This is a genomic window from Fibrella musci (genome assembly GCF_041321105.1).
Lineage (GTDB): Bacteria > Bacteroidota > Bacteroidia > Cytophagales > Spirosomataceae > Fibrella > Fibrella musci.
Window position 1 is genome coordinate 78,076 of the sequence record NZ_JBGGWD010000010.1, and the last position, 20,585, is coordinate 98,660.

Here is a 20,585-nt window from a genome sequence, read left to right on the forward strand (position 1 = left end):
TTTTCAGTGTACGGTCTTCGGCTGTTGGTTCACACGCAGTAGCCAGACGGCAAAGAACCCCAGCCAGAAACCGTAAACGGATTTATACAAACTTAACCTACGAATAACTCACTCGCCACGCGGTCGGCGAAGAGTTTGCCCGATTCGGTGAGCGTAAGGCTGTTTTCTGTTTGAACGAGCCAGCCCGTCTGTTTCAAACGAGCCAGTGCGGTGGCCTGTTCGGCGACAAATGACGTGCCCAGCATCGCGTCGAGTTCGGCGAGTTGGCACCCCCACTGCGTGCGCAGGCCCGTCAGCAGATAATCGTTGACCTGATCGGCGGCAGTCAGCACTTCGCGCTCGCTGGGTGCGTCGGTCAGCACGGCGCCTTCATGCAGCGCTTTCGCGTATAGCGCATTGTTGGCCACGTTGTATTGGCGGCTTTGCAGGTCGTAGGAGTGCGCCGAGGGGCCAATACCTAGGTAAGGGCGACGCTGCCAGTAGGCCGTGTTGTGGCGGGCGTAATGGGCCGTGGAACCAGCCTGCCGGGCAAAATTGGAAATTTCGTAGTGTACGTACCCAGCCGTTTTAAGGGCGGTGACTAGTTCGGTAAACTGAGTGGCCGACAACGCCTCGTCAACGGGTGTCAGCCGACCTTTGGCCAACCAACGACCAAAAGCGGTGTCGGGCTCGATCGTGAGGTTATAGGCCGACAGGTGGGGTACGTTCAGCGCCAGCGCTTTTTCGAGGTCGCGGGGCCAGATCGTCTCCGAAATGCCGTAGATCAGGTCGATGCTGAGATTGTCGAAACCGGCGTCGCGGGCGCGGGGCACACAGGCTTCAGCTTCGGCGGCATTATGGGCGCGGTTCATCCAGCGCAGGGTAGCCTCGTCAAAGGTTTGAATACCAATACTTAACCGATTGACATAGCGACGGAGCATGGCCAGATTGGTCGCATCCGCCAGATCGTCGGGATTGGCTTCGAGGGTAATCTCGGCATCGGGCTCGACGGTGAAATGGCGATGAATGGCATCGAGCAGGTACGTCAGCTCGCCTTCGGTCAGTAGCGAGGGCGTACCCCCACCGAAATAGATCGTCTGTAAGGGCGTTTGGGCGGGCAGGTACGTATGCCGCAGGTCGATTTCGCGCGCCATCGCGTCTACCACGACCCGTCGCTGCTGCTGATTGGTGCTAAAATGGAAGTCGCAATAGTGGCAGGCCTGCCGGCAAAACGGAATGTGCAGATACAGATGCATATGAGGCTAACGACCAGCCATCGGCAGTTAGTTGCATCGGGCCGTTGCGCTACTTTTTGGGGCAGCTTTTGCAGCGTTTCCCCTTCTTATACTTCTTGCAGCATGTCTTAAATACGCAGCCAGGTACGTTGCCGGAGGCCATCGGCAGGGCAATCAGTGTGGTCGAGCAAGCGTCGATGTCGGTGTCGTATTGCATGATAGTCGATAAAGTACATCAAATTTATAGTTTATTTAGATTCAATCAACATAAGCATGCAGATATGTTGCGAAGCTCAATAATAAAGTTGCGGTAAGCAGACAACGGTTCGCGGCAGTTTGACGTATGCAAAGTAGCTTTGTTTATATAGGTGATTCGTTAACTATCAACTTCTTGTATGACTCATTTTTACCGGCTTGCCGGGCTGCTGGCTTTCCTGAGCAGTTCGGTGCTGGCGCAACCGCTGCCCCAATACAGCGCGGCCCAACGGAGTCGCCTTCAGGCTCTTCAACAAACGCTATCACAGGAACAAACCAGTAATTACCAGAAAGCCCTTACGGTGGCCGCCCAACGCGGTCGCCTGGCTATAGAGCCAGCCGGCAATGGGCACGTGCAGATCCTGCGCGGTATCGACGAAACCACGGGCAACCTGCTCTACGATATTTCGTTTACCAATGTGCGCGCGGCCGAAACAACCCGCACGACCAGCCTCTACAGCGGCGGGAGCCTCGGGGTGAATTTGCGGGGCGGCTCTGCCTCTGTTAAAGACCGGCTCGGTATGTGGGAAATTGCGGCCACCTATACCGCGCACCCCGAATTTCAGGGCCGGGTGGTGCAGCAGGATATTACCAGCAGCATCGACCGGGAAGCCGACGACGTTAACCACGCCACCCACGTGGGCGGAACGCTGGTGGCGGCCGGACTGAATCCGCTGGTGCGGGGCATGGCGAGCGGCGCAAACCTTAAAGCCTGGGACGCCAGTAGCGATGTGTCGGAAATGACCGGTGCGGGGCAGAATTTGCTCTTGTCGAATCACTCTTATGGCAGCATTGCGGGCTGGCGATTCAACTCGTCGCGCACGACAACCAACAAATGGGAATGGTGGGGCGATACGACTCTGAGCGCCACGCAGGATTTCAAGTTCGGGCAGTACGACAACACCTCCCGCGCCTGGGACGTTGTGGCGGCGGCGGCCCCTTATTACTTGATTACCAAATCGGCCGGTAACAACCACGCCGAAGGTGGCCCTCCGGCGGGTGAGGCCTACTTTCTGGTGCAGCACAGCAGTCGACGCAGCACGACGCCCCGCGAGACACAGGTTGGCTACGACAACATCCCGACGTACGGCAATGCCAAGAACATCCTGACCGTCGGGGCCGTATCGCGGCTGAGCAACGGATACAATAGCCCGAGTGACGTTAGTATCGCTTCATTCAGCAGTTGGGGTCCTACCGACGACGGCCGGATCAAACCCGATATCGTTGGTATGGGCGTCAATGTAACGTCGACGCTGTCGTCGACTTCGTTTGTGTATGGCACTGAGAGCGGCACATCGATGTCGTCGCCCAACGTATCGGGTTCGCTGTTGCTGTTGCAGGAATATTTTGCGTCGCTGAATGCCAGCAAAGTAATGCGGGCCAGCACGTTGAAAGCGCTGGTGCTACACACGGCCGACGAAGCAGGCGATGCACCCGGCCCCGATTATCGGTTTGGCTGGGGGCTATTGAACGTGGAGAAAGCGGCGCAGGTGATCCGGAATGCCGAACGCACCAACGTACTCGATGAACGGACGCTGGCGCAGGGAGCAACCTACTCGCTGTCGGTGGTGGCATCGGGCCGCGGGCCCCTGGTAGCAACCATTGCCTGGACCGACCCCGAAGGCACTGCCCAGACAGGTGCTGCCCGGATCAACGACCGTACGCCCAAACTGGTAAATGATCTGGACCTCCGCCTGACGGATGGCACCACAACCACTTCGCCCTGGATACTCGACCCCGAAAATCCGGCTACTGCGGCCACCCGTGGCGACAACATTCGCGACAACGTGGAGCAGGTGTATATCGCCAAACCGGTGCCGGGACGTACCTATGTGCTGACGATTGGCCACAAAGGCACGCTGCGCAACAGCACTCAGGACTACGGCCTGGTGGTGAGTGGCGCAGGAGGTGTTGCTTACTGTGCGTCGGCGGCTTCATCGTCGGGCGATAGCAAGATTGCTCGCGTTCAGTTTGCCAACGTCGATCAGGCGGGGGCAACAGGCTGCACCACCTATACCGATCTTACGAGCGCTACCACGGTGGCCGAGATACAGCCCAGCCAGCCGGTACCACTGACGGTAACGACCGGCACCTGTGGCGCGGCGCGGTCGGTAGTGGTAAAAACGTTTGCCGACTGGAATGCCAACGGCTCGTTTACCGACGCGGGTGAACTACTAGGTACGTCGACGGTCCTGAACGGGCCGGGTACGTTCGTCGGGAGTATTACGGCGCCGGCCAGCGTAACGGCGGGTACGATCGTTCGACTTCGGATTGTGGTGGTTGAAACAACCGATGCCAATGCCGTGCAACCCTGCGGCAGCTATGGCGCGGGTGAAACGCAGGATTATCTGGTGCGCATTATCCGGTCACAGAACGATGTGGCCGTTACGGCGCTGCCCTCGGCCAGTCCGCTTTGCGCAGGTACAGAAACGGTATCGGTACGAGTGCGGAATCTGGGCGGCAACGATCAGACCAACTTGCCCGTGACGGTGACTGTAACGCGCGACAACCAGCCCGTAGCTACTTTCAACGCGACTATTGCCCAATTGCGGGCCTACCGCGACACGCAACTGGCGTTCACGCTGCCCACGTCGGTGACGTTATTGCCGGGCCAGACGTATCGGTTTACCACGCGCATCCAGTTGGCGAGTGACCAGGATACGACGAACAATCGCTTTACCGAAAACCGTACCGTAGGAGCAAGTTCACTGGTTGGCAATTTCTCGGCGGTAACCTGCGCGGGTGATCCGGCCTTACAGTTGCAGAACACGGGGCAGGGTACGGCCTTCTGGTACGACGCGGCCATCGGGGGTACGTTGCTGGCCGCAGGCAACCGAACCAGCATCGCCAGCCGCCCCACCGTTTATGCCAGCCTGAACGACTTCGGCGGGCGGCTAGGGCCGGTGAGCAAAGTGGATTTCCAGGGTGGCAGCTACGCGGGCAATTTCGGGCCACAACCGCTTATCTCGACCAAAGTGCCGTTGCGGATCGACCGGGCGCGCATCTACACCGGGGCCGCCGGTCGGCTGACGTTCTCGGTGCGGCGCTTCGACGAAACCGTCATCTCCAGCGTCACGCTCGATGTGCTGGCTACGCGTACACTACCGGCGTCGGCTACGATAACGGGTGGACAGCAGGCCAACGACCCCAACGATCAGGGCGCGGTTTATCCGCTCAATCTGTCGATTCCCGAACCCGGCGACTACAAAATTGCGATCGAGTATGAAGAGGGCGTTACCATTTTCCGAAGCAATTCGGCTACGGCGGGCTTTGCATTCCCCTACCAGTTGCGTAGCCAGTCGGGCGACGTGATTGCCAGTTCGAAAGGTTCGCTCTTTCAGCAGGCTACGGGCGTGATGGATACGCTGCGAACGGCCTGGTATTATTTCTACGACATGCAACTGCGCCCGCTCGATTGCCCTTCGGCACAGCGCGTAGCCGTGACACCATCCGTACGGGCAACGCCAACGGTCAGTGCGGCGGCAATCGGCAGCACATCGGTTTGTCAGGGTGGAGCCGTGACGTTGCAGGGAACAGCCACGACGGCCATAGCGGGCGAAACGTTTGGCTATCAATGGTTACGCGACGGACAACCCATTGCCGGTGCCACCAGCCTGACGTACACTGCTTCCGAAGCGGGTAGCTATTCGTTGCAACTCATCAGCAGTTGCTCGCCCATTTCATCGTCGGCCATCGCCGTGACCATTCGCCCTGCCCAGCAACCCCTTATTGCGCAAAGTGGGAATGTGCTGTCGTCCAATGCGCTGACCGGTAATCAGTGGCTACTGGCCGGGGTGCCCATTACCGGCGCAACGAGCCAAACCTATGTGGCCACGCAAACGGGTCGCTATTCGGTACGGGCCAATGTAGGTGGTTGCGGGGAAGCCACATCCGCCGAAACCTTCGTAACCATTCTGGCCGTTGAGCCAGCCCTGAGCGCGAGTTTGCGTGTATTCCCCAACCCAACCGCCAATCGACTGACCGTCGAAGTTGATGCCGCGGCCGCGACCAAGGCGCCAACCGTGCGGTTACTCGATGTGCGGGGAACATTGCAACAGCAGCAGGTTATGGTACCACAAGGAGCCAAATACCAGGCGATTATGGACCTTAGCGGTTTGCCAGCTGGTATGTTTTTTGTTCAGATACTGCATGATCCCACGCAGCCGATGGCGGTCAAAGCAGTGCTGAAACAATAAAACAGAGTTGAATGCAAGTAACCGGGCGTCGGACGGGGACCATTGGGTGTTGGGCAATAACGGCTCAATGGTCAATGGCTTTTGTCCGGCGCCTGCTGTTGTTCAGTGGCTTTACGGCCGCAGCGCAGGCACAGTCGGTACTGCCCCGCCCGGTTAAGCTCCACAATATCGAAGCGGCCACCGGCACACGTACCCAGCCCCTGTATGGCCGGAACTCCACGGGGTTATCGCTCAGTGGTCAAAGCAGCTTTGTGTCGGACAAATTAGGCCTTTGGGACGGCGGCGGCGTACTGACGACCCATCGTGAACTGGCCGGCCGGGTGCAGATGCGCAATACCGCCGGTCAGCTGAACGACCACGCGACCCACCTTGCCGGTACGTTGGTGGCGGCGGGTATCGACCCTAAAGCGCGGGGCATGGCCTACGGGGCCAAACTTCAGGTTTGGGATTATACCAACGACTTGATCGAACTGGCTACCGCCGCGCCGAATCTGTTACTGTCGGTACATGCCTACGGCCCGCTGTCGGGCTGGGTACTGAACCTGAACCGGCCCGGTACCGACCCAAACCATAAATGGGAATGGTGGGGAAACGCGGCCGTCAGCAGTACAGAAGATTACCTTTTCGGCTACTACAACGCTACGGCCCAGCGTATCGACCACATCGCCTATCAGAACCCGACGTACCTGATGGTTCGGTCGGCCGATAACAAACGGTCAGAAACGGGTCCACCAGCCAACACGTCGTATTACCTCAGCAATACCAATCAGCAGAGTAACCTGCCCCGTAGCCGGAACGATGGCTACGATGTGATTCCCGGCGAAGCAACTGCCAAAAACATACTGACGATCGGTGCCGCCGACGTAACGCTCGACGACGATAACCGGCCGGTTCAATTGGCCTCGTCGCCCTACAGCGGCTGGGGCCCTACTGATGATGGCCGGATCAAACCTGATCTGGTGGGCATTGGCACGGACGTGTACTCGACGGTTTCGACAAATACCTCGGCCTACGGCTTGAGCACAGGTACGTCGATGGCGGCAGCCAACGTGACGGGGTCGCTGCTGTTGTTGCAGGAACTCTACGCCCGCCAGACCAGTGGCCGATTCCTGCTGGCGGCCACGTTGCGGGGGCTGGCCATCCATACTGCCGACCGCCTCGCTCCCGCCAATGGCCCCGATTACCGGCAAGGGTGGGGCCTGTTGAATACCGAAGCTGCGGCGGCCGTTATCCAGAATACCAATCAGGCGCACCTGATCACCGAACAGCGGCTTGTACAAGGGCAAAGCTGGACCACGACGGCTGTAGCGTACGGTGGTGAGCCGCTCACGATCACGCTTTGTTGGACTGACCCCGAGGGCAGCGTTACAACCCTGACACCGCAGGCCTTAAACCGCCGGACGCCCAAGCTCATCAATGACCTCGACATCCGCGTGACGCTGGGCGCGCAAACGATGTTGCCGTTCGTGCTAAACCCGGATCGCCCGGCCGATGTGGCTACCCGAGGCGACAATAGCCGCGATAATGTCGAGCAGATCTATATCCCCAACCCCATCGCCGGCCAGACCTACACGATTCGGGTCAGCCACAAAAACGCGTTGCAAAGTGGTGTGCAGCCCTTTTCGCTGCTTGTAAGCGGGCGAAAGCACAGCCCGTGTACCTTACCAGAGCGCCCACTGCTCACGGCGACCGACACGCTTATCTGCACCGGAGCTACCCTGAACCTGCAAGCCGATGATCTGCCCGGGCTTCGTTACGAATGGTTGCGCGACAACCAATCCATCGGTGGGGCAACCTCGCCTGTCTGCGCGGTGTCATCTGCCGGGCAGTACAAAGTGCGTTACACCGACCGGCACGGTTGTGTTGGCCAGAGTGCAGCCGTGCGGGTGTCGGTTGTGGCGCCAACAGTACAACTCACGCCTGCCCAAACGGTCTACCTCTGTCCCGAACAGGCACCTGCTCAATTGGTGGCCGCCGTCGAAGCCGGAAAAGGCATAACCGTCAACTGGCTACGGAATGGGCAACTGATCGCCGATGCTACCAGTCAGACACTGACCGTCAGTCAGGCGGGGCAATACCGGGCGCAACTCACGCAGCAAGGGTGCCGTACCTTTTCGCAGGAAATAACGGCCCGCCCGACCACGCTCGATCAGGTACGTCTCCTGCCCGCCGATAATACGGTTTTGATACCCGCTGGCGCTACAGCCCGGTTACAGGGCCCGACGGGCGATCAGTTTCGGTATGCCTGGTACAAAGGTGGTCAGCCACTGCTTAATGCAAGCAGTCAGTGGTTGCTGGTCGATGAGCCAGGTACGTATCGGTTGAAGGTGTCACAGCAGCAATGCAGCGGATGGTCAGACGAGAAACCCGTACGATGGTCGTCGTGGGCAGGCGTAACGGCTCTGCCCGATTCGCTGCTGTCCTTCGCTCAGGCCGATAGCGTAATGGTAGCGTACCCCAACCCGACTAGTCAGACGCTGTATATCCGCTACGTCCGGCCGGGCGCTTCGCAGGTGACCGTCGATATCGTTGATCTGTGGGGGCACCGGCTAGGCATCTCGCAGGTAATGCAGCACCGGCAGGGTCTTTTCTGGCTCGACTTACCCGTTGCCAACCTGATGAGCGGGCAATACCTGCTCCACTTTACCGACGGCGACCGGGTAAAGGCCCTGCGGTTTATTCGTGAATGAAAGCTAGATCATTTATGAAATCATAACAAAGCCCGCGCTACTGTTATCTTTCTGTTACTTCTTCTTGTAGAAATCTGACAATCAGGCAGTTTATCGAAAGCCATATTATGAAATAATGAAGCGATCGGTGGCTGTTAACTGAGTTTTAATCTTTGCGGATTCATCTACTAGCATCCGCTTCAATGACTCAACTCCGCTACATAATTGGCTTCACATTGGCCGTGGGCATCCTGGTGGCCTGCGATCACCGCACCGATCTGGACCCCATCGAAAACGCAGGTACGTTCCGCGAAATCGCATCGGTCGATCTGGGAGGCACAGCAGCTTCCGAAATATCGGCCTACGACACCCTGACCCGCCGCATTTTCACGGTCAACAACGAAACGGCCGCTACGCCAAAGGTGGAAGTGCTCGAACTCTCCGCCGCCTATACCATCAACAAACTCACGCCCATCAATGTATCGGCACTAGGAGGCGTTGCGAACAGCGTTGCCGTTAGCCGGGGTCGACTGGCGATTGCGCTGGAAGCAACTGACAAGCAGGCCAACGGCAGTGTCGTAATCGTCGATACGCGCAGCCTGGCGATTCTGCGGACCATTCCCGTAGGCGCCATGCCCGATATGGTTACGTTTAGCCCCGATGGCCGCTACATCGTCACGGCCGACGAAGGCGAGCCCAACGCAGCTTATACGGTTGATCCGGTGGGCTCTATTTCAATCATCGATACGCAGTCAGGATACAGCGTCCGAACACTGACGTTCGAAGGATTCGAGTCGCAACGGGCGACATTACTGGCGGGTGGTTTTCGGCTGTTTGGGCCCAAAGCCAGTTTAGCACAGGATGTTGAACCCGAATATGTAGCCATCTCACCCGATTCACGCCGGGCCTGGGTAACGCTTCAGGAAAACAACGCCATTGCTGAGGTCGATCTGATCGGTGGTAGCATCCTGAAGATCTGGCCATTGGGCACTAAAGACATCAACGTACCCAGCAATGCTATTGACCCCAGCGACCGCGACAACAAAATAGCCTTTTCCAACTGGCTCATCCGGTCGTTCTATCTGCCCGACGCCATAGCGCCTTTTGCGGTGAATGGCACCAACTACGTGATCACGGCCGACGAAGGCGATACCCGTGATTATGCCGGTTATAGCGAAGAAGCCCGCATCAGCACGCTGACCCTCGACCCAACGGCCTTTCCGACGGGCAGTGTGCTGAAACAGCTCACTAATCTGGGGCGGCTGATCGTCACGAAAAGCCTCGGCGACACCGATAATGACGGCGACTACGACGCCCTGTATGCCATTGGAGGGCGTGGTTTCAGCATTTTCAATACAGCTACCGGCCAACGCGTTTATTTCTCCGGTAAAAGCCTCGAAGAGCGCATTGTAGCCGCTAATCTATACGATGATACCCGCTCCGACGATAAAGGTGTTGAGGCCGAGGGCGTAACGGTGGGTATGATCAATGGGCAACCTGTGGCGTTCGTGGGGCTGGAACGAGCCGATGCCATCGCCATTTACAGCCTCGCCGATCCAACAAATCCGCAGTTTTTGCAGGTGCTGCCTACCGGCGACGCACCCGAAGGCGTACTGTTTGTTCCGGCCAGCCAAAGCCCCACCAAGCGTAGCCTGTTGATAGTCAGTAGCGAAGGTGATGGCACGGTGAAAGTTTACCAGCCCGACAGGCCATAAGCACAGTCTTTTTTTGAGCAAAGCCGCATCTGACTGGTGCGGCTTTTTCATGATCAGTACCTTGAACCCACAAATTGCCTGTTTTGCAGAAAAACAGCGGAAATGCTCGTTAATTAAAAGGGCAGTGGCGGCAAATCTGAAAATGAGGGTAATTTTGCGTGGTTTTTGAAAACCCTGATCATCCACCTGATCAGCGGATAGTTGTTGTAATGACGAAACCTTGAGACCTAATGAAACGTATTGCTGTGTTTACCTCTGGGGGAGACGCGCCGGGCATGAACGCCTGCATTCGGGCAGTTGTGCGCGGAGCCGTTTACCACGATATTGAAGTGTTCGGTATCCGGCGGGGGTATAACGGGATGATCAATGGCGACATTTTTCAGATGACCTCTCACTCGGTGAGCAACATCGTGCAGCGGGGTGGTACCATCCTGAAATCGGCCCGCAGCAAAGAGTTCATGACCCCCGAAGGGCGGCAGCGCGCCCACGAACAATTGCAGAAGTTTGGCATTGAAGGTCTCGTCGCTATCGGCGGCAACGGCACATTCACCGGTGCTACGCTCTTCTTCGACGAATTCGGCATTCCGACGGTTGGCGCGCCCGGCACCATTGATAACGACCTCTACGGTACTGATTATACCATTGGCTTCGATACGGCTGTAAACACGGCTCTGGAAGCAATCGATAAAATTCGTGACACCGCCGACTCTCACGACCGGATCTTCCTGATCGAGGTGATGGGCCGCGACTCAGGCTACATCGCTATCCAATCGGGGATTGCGGGCGGCGCCGAACTGGTGATGGTGCCCGAAGTACTGACGCCCATCTCTGAAGTCGTTAAGACGCTTCAGGCAGGCTTTAACCGCAGCAAATCGTCGTCGATTGTGGTGGTGGCCGAAGGTGAAGAGGAAGGCAGTGCCGCCGAAGTGGCCGAGAAAATCAGCAAGCTGATCGAGGGAGAACTCGACATGCGCGTAACCACGCTGGGCCACATTCAGCGCGGCGGTATCCCAACAGCCTACGACCGCATTCTGGCGAGCCGGTTGGGGCTGGGTGCGCTGGAAGGCCTGCTCAACGGCGAGAAGAACGTCATGGCGGGGGTTATCAATAATGAACTGGTCTATACGCCGTTCCGCGATACCATTCGTTTGCCCAAACCGATCAATGAAGACCTGCTCAGGATGGTAAAAATCCTGAGCGTTTAGTCGTCAGCTTCGTCTGTGCATTAAACCGATACGGCTTTCCCATTGGCCGCCGTGGCTTTGCCTCGCTCAAAGGTCAGATCGATCCGGCCCAAATTGATGCCGCCGAAGCCCACCTGATTCACCAGAATGGGTTGGCCGTTGGCGTTGGAGATTGTTACGGGCGCATCCAGGAAGGTGTGGGTGTGCCCGCCGATAATCAGGTCGATGTCCCGGCTTTTAGCGGCCAGCACCTGATCTGACACCGTCGAGTCGTTGTATTTGTAGCCCAGATGCGACAGACAGATCACGTAGTCGCAGTGTTCGTCGGTGCGGAGCTTGCGGGCGATGTCGGTGCTGGTCTCGATAGGGTCGAGGTAGACCGTTTCTTTGTACAAATTTTCCGGAATCAGGCCCTTGGGTTGGATACCCAACCCGAATACGCCTACACGCACGCCCTCTTTTTTGAAGATTTTATACGGCTGGGTACGTCCCGCCATCGTCGTATTCCGGAAGTCGTAATTGGCAATCAGGATTGGGAACGTGGCTTTGGTAAACTGATCGCGCATGTTGTCGATGCCCGCGTCGAAATCATGATTACCGATGGTGCCCGCGTCGTAGCCGAGGCGGTTCATCGCCAAGATCTCCGGCTCTCCTTTATACAGGTTGAAATAAGGCGTTCCCTGAAAAATATCACCGGCATCGAACAGCAGTACGTTGCGAGATTGCCCGGCGGACTGTTCGGCCCGAATCTGCTGAATCAGCGTCATCCGGCGGGCAATACCACCCCGCCCGGCATTGCGGCTGCCATCCATTGGGAACGGGTCGAGCCGACTGTGCTGATCGTTGGTGTGCAGAATGGTCAGCAGCGTGGGTTTAGGCGCCGCCAGTAATGTTGAAGGCATCGCCGTACCGACTACGGCTGCTGCGCCAATGTGTTTCAAAAACTGGCGTCTATTCGAGCGTGATGCGTCCATCGATTTGGGGAGTTAATGGTTTGCCCGCTTTACCCTGCTGCCGGAAGTAATCGATCAGGGCATCGCGGATCAGGTAATTGACGTTGTCGCGCCGGGTAACGGCTTTCAGGAAATCGGCATCGCCGCCGCCGTTGGCGATATAATCGCTCATGGCCACGGTATACGTCTGCTCGGGGACGATCGGGCGGCCGTTGGTCAGCGTGGCCGTGCGGATGGCTTTGTTCTGAATGTTTACCCGGGCCCCACCAATCACCAGCGCATCGTCGTGCGTCGCAAAATGATTCAGAAAACGCATCAGATCGGTACCACTGAGCGTTAACACCACCAATTGGTTGTCGAACGGCATCACCTCGAAAACATTGCCGGTAGTAACCGTACCACCAGGCAACCCACTCCGGATACCACCGTAGTTCAGGTGCGACACATCGATGGCTTTGCCGTAACGCTGGGCAGCCTGTACCAGTAACGCATCGGCGAGCAGATCGTCTAACGCCGACTCGGGGGCGCGTTTATCCAATCGTTCGGTCAGGGTGAGCAGCGGCTCATTCATGCTGCGGTCAAGCCCCTGTTTGTAAGAGGCTAACCAGTTTGTCGTGCTGCTATCGGCCCGAACGGCAGCGTCGACAGCTAGCCGGTTGCTCTGCTGCCCAGCCACGTGATAGCCCGTCTGGCAGGCGCTTAGCAGAAGGGAGGCAACGAGAAAAAGCTTTTTCATAAGAGTAGGCAGCCGATTGGGTGATGCAAATGCACAACGCGTGGCTGCCAAACCGGTTGCTTATTGATTGGGTAGCGTAACGGTTTCCCACCAGTACCGACGAATGATCTCGAAGTAACCCAACCACTCCGCATCGCCAATGGGCTTTGAAATAAAGGATGTAGCTCCCAGTTGATACGCCTGCGCGATATCATCTTCTTCGTGCGAAACACTCAGGACCACCACGGGCGGCCGCCTGGATGCCGGAATCTGTTTTACTTCCCGTAAAAATTGCCAGCCATTCTCGGCCTGTGGCAAGTACAAATCAAGCAGCACGAGCCGGGGCGTGGCCAAATCATTTTGAACACATTGAGTGAGGTAAGCCATGGCCTGATCTGCCGAATCGGTAAATACAGGTGTGGTATTGGCGAGACTACGCTGTATTACATAGCGAAGAAGTACCTGATGGTCAGGGTTATCTTCAACAACTAATAACGTTTGATTGCGGGATGATTTGGTCACGGTACAAAGCGCGGTTTGTTAAGCAGGTATGTGCACGATCAACTTAACGAAACAAACAGATACCTGATTATGGCAAATATAACGATGAAATCAGGTAAGACTGTCCGGCTACTCTACGGGCTCTTATGTGTAGTAACAACGCGGTAAATGCCCACATCTCACATGAAATATTTTTAATGATAGAGGCCATTAAGTATTTTCGCTTGCTGCTAACCTAAAAAAGTAGGGTAACTGCATTTGGCCTGTTACCTTATTTTGTCGCTACCAACATTCGCTACACGATGACACAAAAACCGATTTCAACAGACACTCAATTAGGTCAGTTGGCTACGTTTCTGTTCAGCCGCCGCGAAGCCATCCTGACCAACTGGCACACCACCAGTGCTAGCGACCCCAATCTAAAAGTAGTGGCGGGCCTTACCCGCGAAGAGTTTACGGACCAGATTCCGGCTATGCTGACGGTACTTGACAAGCGCCTGCGCAACGAACAGGATGGCGTGTTACCCTATCAGATTGCCCGCGAGCACGGCCTGCATCGTTGGCACAAAGGCTATGCCTTACATGAATTGCTTAGCGAACTGGCTCACCTCCACCAGAGCTTATTGACAGAACTGGGTACGTTCTGGAATCACCAGCCTACCGTCGATCACGAGGTGTTGCTGATCGCTCATCAGCGCATCGGCGCCCTTATTCACGAGGCAATTGGCGGCAGCATTGCTCAGTATGATGAATTTCAGAAAGCGGAGGCTACTGAACGGGCGTTGAACCTGCAACGGGCTCTCGATAATGTGAATGAACTGGGTCGAAAACGTAGCGCGATGCTGCGCATTGCCTCGCATGATCTGCGTAGTAGCTTCAGCGTGATTCAGGGGGCGGCGTCGTTGCTCGACATGCCCGACAATACGGAACAGGAGCGCTCAGAGATGTTGCAGATTCTGAACCGTAACTTTCCAAGGCTGGCGTCGATGCTGACCGAACTGATGGATCTGGCCCGGCTGGAAGCGGGTCGGGAAAACATCAACGTCAAACCGTTCGACGTAGCCGAAACCATGCGCGGGCTGATCGAGTCGGCACAGCCGCTGGCGCAGGAACGCAACTTATTTCTGAAGGGAGATGGCCCTGCTTATCTGCCCGTTATGGGTGATGCCACGAAGGTGTACCGCATCGCCCAGAATCTGCTGACCAATGCGCTTAAAAACACGCAGGAAGGGCAGGTATCGGTGTCATGGTCAAACGAAAACCAGTTCCGCTGGATGCTGAGTGTGCAGGATACCGGGCCCGGCCTGTCGTCAGGGGCTACCATGTGGCTGTCAGACCAGCTGCGACCTACCGTCGAATCGGTGGCGCTCTATAACGAAAACATACCGGGGAAAACACAGCCAACCCCTGCCCCCTCGGTCGATGAAGTGGTTACGGAGGGTATTCGATCGGAGGGCGAAGGGATCGGACTGTATATCGTAAAGCGGCTTTGCGAATTGCTCAACGCCAGCCTCGACGTCGAGACCCGGCTAGGGGCCGGTACACTGATTCGGGTACGTTTCCCCATTCATCCGTCAGCCTAAAACGTGTCGTCTTTCAGCAGATGACTTTCCAGACTGTGTTTGGATGAGAACGTGATACCGCTGTAACACAAGTACAAAACCGACTAAAAAAGAGAAAGGCCCGGAGACAAGAATCAGTCCCCGGGCCTTTTTCACAAGCTGAACGGACTAATACGTAGTCGAATTCGGACGGGTCGTTGTGGTGCTACTGTTCGTCCGCGAGTTGCGCGTCCGTGAGTTTGTGCGGTTCATCGAGCCGTTATTGCTGCTGTTCGTATCCATCTGATCCATCGTGGTGCGATCTGTCGACCGGGTACCAGTATTATTGGTATTGCCACTTTGCATCGTCCGGCCCGACTGCGTCGAATACGAACCCGATGAACGGGTTGTACCGCTCTGCGACGTACCGGTGCTGCTGCCGCCTACCGGATTCTGGCTGGTCGACTGCTGCGTGTTGTAGTTGCCTGTGTTCGTACTCTGGTTCTGGGGATACGTACCTACGCCGTTACCAGTTGTGGTACCCGGTTGCGTTTGATACGTACCTGTAGAAGTTCCCGTGTTGGTTGGGTTGTTATAGGTGCCTGTCGATTGAGTAGGCTGACCGTTGCTATACGTACCTGTCTGTCCTGTACCCGTAGTGCCTACCGGCGTGTTGGGCGTAGAGGGCATCGTGGGGCTCGTAGGCGTTGTCGTTGGTGTCGTCTGTGCGTTGGCAACTACACCGGCAAGCAGCATAGCAACCAAAATCATTCCCTTTTTCATAACGTTAAGTTGTTTTGTCTATAGTCTTTGTCGTTTGACGTCTTTATAACCCCGGGGCCTATGCGGTTGTTAGGCGATTTCGTATAAAAGAGTGAAATTTTAATGTCAGCCTATAGATTTAGTATGATAAATGAATAAACCGGTAAGCTCTCAACAAGACCACTATAAATTGTTAGCCAAATTGTTTTGACTATAGGCTAAGTAAATAAGCGATAAAAGCCTGTATATATGCACATTATGGCCACTTATCCACATTTTACGTGTGGATAAGTGGGTTTGGAGTAATTAATAGGCACGAATGCTGCCCTGCCCTTATCGATTAGTTTTGTGGTTATGAACGTGGGAACATCAACCACTGAGTGGCTAACAGCGCGGCTGGCACAGGAGCTGCATAATCGGCAGGCTAGTGGCTTGTTACGGCGGCTGACACTAGCCAACGCCATCGACTTTACGTCGAACGACTACCTTGGTCTGGCCCGATCGATGGCTTTGTCGCAGTACATTCACCAACAGGCCGTACCGATAACCCGTAATGGCGCTACCGGCTCACGACTATTGGCCGGAAACACCGAACTCGCCGAAGCCGTCGAGCAGGATTTGGCGCAGATTTACCAGGCTGAGTCGGCGCTGGTGTTCAATTCGGGTTACAACGCCAACGTAGCGCTGCTGGCCTGCCTGCCGCAGCGCGGCGATACCCTACTGACCGACGAACTAATTCACGCCAGCCTGATCGATGGAGCTCGTTTGAGTTATGCTACCCGTCAGCGGTTTGCTCACAATGACCTGGCCGATCTGGAACAGAAGCTGCAACAGGCAAACGGCCGGCTCTTTGTCGTGGTCGAATCGGTGTATTCGATGGATGGCGACGAGGCTCCCCTACTGGCGCTGGCCGACCTGTGTGACCACTATGGCGCGGCGTTACTGGTCGACGAAGCCCATGCCTCGGGCATTTATGGGCTAAATGAAGCCAACGGAACGGCGCCGGGGCTGGTTGTTGCTCATGGTTTGCAGGACCGGGTCTTTGCGCGCATACATACCTTTGGCAAAGCGCTGGGCGTACATGGTGCGGTGGTAGTAGGGCCAACGCTCCTGCGCGACTACCTCATCAACACGGCACGTCCGTTTATTTATACGACAGCCTTACCGCCGCATGCCTTGCTGGCTATTCGTTGCGCTCACGAAGTGCTGGCGCAGGATACGGCCCCCATCCATCGGCTACACACGCTGATTGCCTTTTTCCGGGAAACAACGCAGCAACTGGCGCCTGATTTGACCTGGCTCGAGAGCACGTCACCGATCCAGGGGCTTATCGTGCCGGGCAACGAAGCCGTTCGGGCCGTGGCTGGGCGGGCACAGGCAGCTGGCTACGACGTACGTCCTATCGTGAGCCCAACCGTGCCGCCGGGTCAGGAGCGGTTACGGCTTTGCCTCCACAGCTTCAATACGGAAGCCGAAATCCGAGGCCTGATAAGCACCATCAGCCGTTCGGCCTAGCAGACAGCAATGGTGCTAAACTCAAATCCGTGCTGTAGCGTTGCAGACATATGGAAATGGCACCCATTGTTAACCGAGTGGCCAGCAGCGGCCTTATTACCCTCGATCTGGAAGAGTACTATCATCCCGGCGAACGGCTTGTTTACGACCTGAAAGACAACCTGTTCATGGGGATGATCCTGAAAGAAAAGGACTTCCGGGCCTTTCTTAAAGAGCACGACTGGAGCCAATACGCCGGTAAGAACGTCGCCATTACCTGCACCGAAGACGCGATCATCCCGACCTGGGCGTATATGTTGCTGACGTTGCAGCTTCAGCCCTATGCCCACACGGTCGTTTATGGCTCGTTACAGGATCTGGACGAAAAGCTCTATTTCGATGCTATCACCCGCATCGACCCTACCGATTACCAGGACAAGAAAGTCGTCGTGAAAGGATGTAGCAAGGTACCGGTACCAACGGCTGCCTACGTCGAGCTGACCCGCCGACTAGCGCCTGTTGTGCAGAGCCTGTTGTTTGGTGAACCGTGTAGTACGGTGCCTCTTTTCAAGAGAAAGAGTAGTTAATGTATAATGCACAATGTACGATGCACAATGGGCTAACGCGTTCGTATTGCTGCGCCAGCCCATTGTACATCGTACATTGTGCATTATACATTACAAAGTGCATTGTGCATTACAAATCCCAGATGGTTGGGTTAGCCCGGCGGCGGAGGTGCGTGCGGAGCTCAAGCCAGAAGGCGGCGATTAGATAGAGAATAACGGGCGAGCCCAGCGTGAGGCACGATGTGTAAATAAAGTATAGCCGAATACTATTGGCCGGAATGTTCATCCGCTCGCCTAAGTGGGCACAGACACCAAATGCCTGTTGCTCGACAAAGAACCGAAGCCTGTTAAGTACCTGATCCATACGTTTGTTGATATTGCTGGCAAACATAACGTTTGCGGTTGCAGTTTGTTCGTCTATTTCTACCAGTAACTCAAAAAACTTAGCCGACCCGCCCTTTTTTGGGCGGCTACATCGTCACAGTTTAAACTTATTTTTTTATTTGCGCAAGGTCATTCGTCATGACGCTCCTTATTCTTATTAACTGACTATCAATTCATACCAGTGCTATGCAAACAGGTGTAGTGAAATTCTTTAATGAAAGTAAAGGATTTGGTTTTATTGTAGACGACGAAACAGGCAAAGACATTTTCGTCCATATCACCGGCCTGAATGGGGTCACCATCAAAGAAAAAGACCGGGTCGAATACGAGGTTGTTGAAGGCAAAAAAGGCCTCAACGCGACTAAAGTGCGAAAAGCAGAATAGGTACGTTTACCGTTTCGAGTTTAGTGTTTGACGTTGGCTGACGCCCGATTACGTTGTTGCGTCAATCAACGTCAAACACCAAACTCGAAACGGTAAACTCATTTATGTCCCGTCCAGCCGTGCACGTCGGCGATGCTGGGCATGGGTACGTCGGTCATTTTTAGTTTTTTCCGAACGCCGCCGAGGTCGTTGAAAAGTTTGTTAGGGCTGGCAGCGTGCAGTTGCGCGATGGTCAGGTAACCCAGTTTCTGCAACGCTGGCACCCACGCTTCCGGTACGCCCGCCGCTACGAAATCGGCTTCGGTGGCTCCTTCTTCTTTTTTCTCCGGACGCATCTGCGGGAAGAACAGCACTTCCTGAATGCTCGGCTGATTGGTCATAATCATCGTGAGCCGGTCGATACCGAGGCCTACGCCTGCCGTTGGCGGCATGCCGTATTCGAGCGCGCGCAGGAAGTCTTCGTCCATCGCCATCGCTTCATCATCGCCGCGTTTGGCCAGTTCGAGCTGTTCCTCAAAACGCGCCCGCTGGTCGAGCGGATCATTCAGCTCCGAATAGGCATTGGCAATCTCTTTACCGTTGCAAATCGCTTCGAAACGCTCCACCAAACCCGGTTTGCTGCGGTGCTTTTTGGTCAGCGGCGACATCTCCACGGGGTAATCGGTGATGAACGTCGGCTGAATGAGGTTTGGCTCGCAGGCCTCCCCAAACAACTCGTCGATCAGCTTCGATTTACCCATCGATGCATCCGTTTTGATGCCCCGGCTTTCGGCCGTCTGCCGTAGTTCATCCTCGCCCATGTTCGACACGTCAACGCCGGTATATTCCTGAATGGCTTCAAACATGGTGAGGCGTTTCCAGGGGCGTTTGAAGTCGATCACATTCTCACCGACGGTTACTTTGGTCGTACCGGCCACGTCGAGGGCTACTTTTTCCACCATCTCTTCGATGGTGTCCATCATCCAGTTGTAATCTTTGTAGGCTACGTAAAATTCGACCTGTGTAAACTCGGGGTTGTGCGTCCGGTCCATGCCTTCGTTGCGGAAGTCTTTGGCAAATTCGAACACACCGTCGTAACCGCCCACGATCAGCCGCTTCAGGTACAGCTCGTTGGCGATGCGCAGGTAGAGCGTCATGTCGAGCGTGTTATGGTGCGTCTTGAACGGCCGCGCCGTGGCTCCCCCGTGAATGGGCTGCAAAATGGGCGTTTCCACCTCCAGATAGCCTTTGCCCGTCAGGTAGTGCCGGATCGAGTTGACCAGCTTGCTCCGTTTGATGAAGACCTCACGTACCTGCGGATTCACAATCAGATCGACGTACCGTTGCCGGTAGCGCAGTTCGGGATCGGTGAAGGCGTCGTAGGTTTCTTTTTCGCCGGTCTGTTCGTTCACCACCTCTTTCACCACCGGTAGCGGCCGCAGCGACTTGGTCAGCACCTTAAACGACCGTACGTAGAGCGACAGTTCGCCGGTCTGCGTGGTGAAGATGTTGCCTTCCACCCCAACGATATCGCCAATGTCGAGCAGTTTTTTGAAGACCGTATTATACAGTGTCTTGTCGTCGCCAGGGCACAGGTCGTCGCGGCGGAAGTATAGCTGCATCCGGCCGCTGCTGTCCTGCATTTCGGCAAACGACGCGCTGCCCATGATGCGGAAGCCCATCAGGCGGCCCGCCAAACGTACCTGACCCCAGGCCGGGTCGCCGGTCAGATCGAGGTGGGCTTCATAGCCGCCCTGCGTGTCTTTTCCGGCCTTGTCGGCAAAAGCGTCGCGGAGTTGAGCGATGGTATGGGTGACGTCGAAGAGTTCGGCGGGGTAAGGGTCGATACCCAACCGCATGAGTTCTTCGCGTTTCTGTCGTCTATTTACTTCTTGTTCACTAAACATCGGAGACTGAGGTTTTTACGGGAAATGGCTACGGCCGTAAAAATGAAGGTGCAAAAGTACGTCAGAATTGGCTATACGCCTTCTGTAAAGGCGCAGGGATTGTTTACCAGTCGCTAAGGCCATTTATCCAGATCGACTGGTTACAAAAGCAACGGCTTTGTTGCTT

16 protein-coding genes and 1 pseudogene are annotated in these 20,585 nt (G+C 55.9%); 9 read left to right on the forward strand and 8 right to left on the reverse strand.

The window, feature by feature from the left end:
* Positions 1-92 precede the first annotated feature (92 nt).
* Together hemW and ACAW74_RS26995 are read right to left on the reverse strand one after the other, a co-directional pair.
* Positions 93-1,235 (reverse strand): radical SAM family heme chaperone HemW, encoded by a 1,143-nt coding sequence (gene hemW, locus ACAW74_RS26990; RefSeq protein WP_370701380.1) that lies wholly within the window; start codon positions 1,233-1,235, stop codon positions 93-95.
* Positions 1,236-1,284: 49 nt separating this feature from the next.
* The gene (locus ACAW74_RS26995) at positions 1,285-1,431 is read right to left on the reverse strand and encodes a hypothetical protein (RefSeq protein WP_370701381.1); all 147 of its coding nucleotides are present in this window, start codon (positions 1,429-1,431) and stop codon (positions 1,285-1,287) included.
* A gap of 559 nt (positions 1,432-1,990) precedes the next feature.
* Between ACAW74_RS26995 and ACAW74_RS27000 the strand changes: the two are divergent.
* From ACAW74_RS27000 to pfkA, 5 genes and pseudogenes are all read left to right on the forward strand, one after another.
* Positions 1,991-3,811: pseudogene (locus ACAW74_RS27000) on the forward strand (S8 family serine peptidase); the annotation flags it as partial.
* A gap of 1,485 nt (positions 3,812-5,296) precedes the next feature.
* Positions 5,297-5,665 (forward strand): T9SS type A sorting domain-containing protein, encoded by a 369-nt coding sequence (locus ACAW74_RS28710; RefSeq protein ID WP_502918617.1) that lies wholly within the window; start codon positions 5,297-5,299, stop codon positions 5,663-5,665.
* Positions 5,666-5,739: 74 nt separating this feature from the next.
* Entirely contained in the window at positions 5,740-8,355 is a 2,616-nt protein-coding gene (locus tag ACAW74_RS27005; RefSeq protein ID WP_370701382.1) for a S8 family peptidase, read from the forward strand.
* Between the two features lie 182 nt (positions 8,356-8,537).
* Positions 8,538-10,049: a choice-of-anchor I family protein gene (locus tag ACAW74_RS27010; protein ID WP_370701383.1), complete on the forward strand. Its 1,512-nt coding sequence runs from the start codon at positions 8,538-8,540 to the stop codon at positions 10,047-10,049.
* A gap of 230 nt (positions 10,050-10,279) precedes the next feature.
* Positions 10,280-11,254: a 6-phosphofructokinase gene (pfkA, locus tag ACAW74_RS27015; RefSeq protein WP_015329541.1), complete on the forward strand. Its 975-nt coding sequence runs from the start codon at positions 10,280-10,282 to the stop codon at positions 11,252-11,254.
* A gap of 20 nt (positions 11,255-11,274) precedes the next feature.
* Here the strand turns inward: pfkA and ACAW74_RS27020 are convergent, their stop codons facing one another.
* From ACAW74_RS27020 to ACAW74_RS27030, 3 genes are read right to left on the reverse strand one after another with little or no spacing between them, the layout of a single operon-like run.
* Positions 11,275-12,207 carry a bifunctional metallophosphatase/5'-nucleotidase gene (locus ACAW74_RS27020; RefSeq protein WP_370701384.1) on the reverse strand — a complete coding sequence of 311 codons (933 nt, stop codon included), beginning with the start codon at positions 12,205-12,207 and terminating at the stop codon, positions 11,275-11,277.
* Complete coding sequence (locus ACAW74_RS27025) at positions 12,185-12,922, reverse strand: 5'-nucleotidase C-terminal domain-containing protein (protein WP_370701385.1); 738 nt, start codon at positions 12,920-12,922, stop codon at positions 12,185-12,187. The genes ACAW74_RS27020 and ACAW74_RS27025 overlap by 23 nt, the downstream gene beginning before the upstream one ends.
* A gap of 60 nt (positions 12,923-12,982) precedes the next feature.
* The gene (locus ACAW74_RS27030; protein ID WP_370701386.1) at positions 12,983-13,423 is read right to left on the reverse strand and encodes a response regulator; all 441 of its coding nucleotides are present in this window, start codon (positions 13,421-13,423) and stop codon (positions 12,983-12,985) included.
* Between the two features lie 281 nt (positions 13,424-13,704).
* Here ACAW74_RS27030 and ACAW74_RS27035 point away from each other — a divergent pair, with 281 nt between their 5' ends.
* A complete protein-coding gene (locus ACAW74_RS27035; RefSeq protein ID WP_370701387.1) occupies positions 13,705-14,985 on the forward strand; it encodes a sensor histidine kinase in 1,281 nt (426 codons plus the stop codon).
* Between the two features lie 147 nt (positions 14,986-15,132).
* Here ACAW74_RS27035 and ACAW74_RS27040 read toward each other — a convergent pair whose 3' ends face one another.
* Positions 15,133-15,726, reverse strand: a complete 594-nt coding sequence (locus ACAW74_RS27040; RefSeq protein WP_370701388.1) for a hypothetical protein — start codon at positions 15,724-15,726, stop codon at positions 15,133-15,135.
* Between the two features lie 333 nt (positions 15,727-16,059).
* Here ACAW74_RS27040 and ACAW74_RS27045 point away from each other — a divergent pair, with 333 nt between their 5' ends.
* Both ACAW74_RS27045 and ACAW74_RS27050 read left to right on the forward strand, forming a co-directional pair.
* Entirely contained in the window at positions 16,060-17,220 is a 1,161-nt protein-coding gene (locus ACAW74_RS27045; protein ID WP_370701390.1) for an aminotransferase class I/II-fold pyridoxal phosphate-dependent enzyme, read from the forward strand.
* 50 nt (positions 17,221-17,270) lie between these two features.
* Complete coding sequence (locus tag ACAW74_RS27050) at positions 17,271-17,786, forward strand: DUF2480 family protein (RefSeq protein WP_370701391.1); 516 nt, start codon at positions 17,271-17,273, stop codon at positions 17,784-17,786.
* A 109-nt stretch (positions 17,787-17,895) separates the two neighbouring features.
* Here the strand turns inward: ACAW74_RS27050 and ACAW74_RS27055 are convergent, their stop codons facing one another.
* Positions 17,896-18,156, reverse strand: coding sequence for a PspC domain-containing protein (locus ACAW74_RS27055; protein WP_370701392.1), 261 nt, complete (start codon positions 18,154-18,156; stop codon positions 17,896-17,898).
* A gap of 179 nt (positions 18,157-18,335) precedes the next feature.
* On the opposite strand from ACAW74_RS27055, the gene ACAW74_RS27060 reads away from it, so the two are divergent.
* Complete coding sequence (locus ACAW74_RS27060) at positions 18,336-18,533, forward strand: cold-shock protein (RefSeq protein ID WP_370701393.1); 198 nt, start codon at positions 18,336-18,338, stop codon at positions 18,531-18,533.
* A gap of 98 nt (positions 18,534-18,631) precedes the next feature.
* On the opposite strand, the gene lysS is transcribed toward ACAW74_RS27060, so the two are convergent.
* On the reverse strand, positions 18,632-20,419 hold the full coding sequence (gene lysS / locus ACAW74_RS27065; protein WP_370701394.1) for a lysine--tRNA ligase: 1,788 nt from the start codon (positions 20,417-20,419) through the stop codon (positions 18,632-18,634).
* Positions 20,420-20,585 lie beyond the last annotated feature (166 nt).

Excerpts from the sequence above, each read along its gene's own strand:
- hemW (WP_370701380.1), bottom strand. The coding sequence starts at position 1,235 with ATGCATCTGTATCTGCACATTCCGTTTTGCCGGCAGGCCTGCCACTAT.
- ACAW74_RS27040 (WP_370701388.1), bottom strand. The coding sequence starts at position 15,726 with ATGAAAAAGGGAATGATTTTGGTTGCTATGCTGCTTGCCGGTGTAGTT.
- ACAW74_RS27045 (WP_370701390.1), top strand. The coding sequence starts at position 16,060 with ATGAACGTGGGAACATCAACCACTGAGTGGCTAACAGCGCGGCTGGCA.
- ACAW74_RS27025 (WP_370701385.1), bottom strand. The coding sequence starts at position 12,922 with ATGAAAAAGCTTTTTCTCGTTGCCTCCCTTCTGCTAAGCGCCTGCCAG.
- ACAW74_RS27060 (WP_370701393.1), top strand. The coding sequence starts at position 18,336 with ATGCAAACAGGTGTAGTGAAATTCTTTAATGAAAGTAAAGGATTTGGT.
- ACAW74_RS27005 (WP_370701382.1), top strand. The coding sequence starts at position 5,740 with ATGGCTTTTGTCCGGCGCCTGCTGTTGTTCAGTGGCTTTACGGCCGCA.
- ACAW74_RS27010 (WP_370701383.1), top strand. The coding sequence starts at position 8,538 with ATGACTCAACTCCGCTACATAATTGGCTTCACATTGGCCGTGGGCATC.
- pfkA (WP_015329541.1), top strand. The coding sequence starts at position 10,280 with ATGAAACGTATTGCTGTGTTTACCTCTGGGGGAGACGCGCCGGGCATG.
- ACAW74_RS27050 (WP_370701391.1), top strand. The coding sequence starts at position 17,271 with ATGGAAATGGCACCCATTGTTAACCGAGTGGCCAGCAGCGGCCTTATT.
- ACAW74_RS27035 (WP_370701387.1), top strand. The coding sequence starts at position 13,705 with ATGACACAAAAACCGATTTCAACAGACACTCAATTAGGTCAGTTGGCT.
- ACAW74_RS27055 (WP_370701392.1), bottom strand. The coding sequence starts at position 18,156 with ATGTTTGCCAGCAATATCAACAAACGTATGGATCAGGTACTTAACAGG.
- ACAW74_RS27020 (WP_370701384.1), bottom strand. The coding sequence starts at position 12,207 with ATGGACGCATCACGCTCGAATAGACGCCAGTTTTTGAAACACATTGGC.
- lysS (WP_370701394.1), bottom strand. The coding sequence starts at position 20,419 with ATGTTTAGTGAACAAGAAGTAAATAGACGACAGAAACGCGAAGAACTC.
- ACAW74_RS26995 (WP_370701381.1), bottom strand. The coding sequence starts at position 1,431 with ATGCAATACGACACCGACATCGACGCTTGCTCGACCACACTGATTGCC.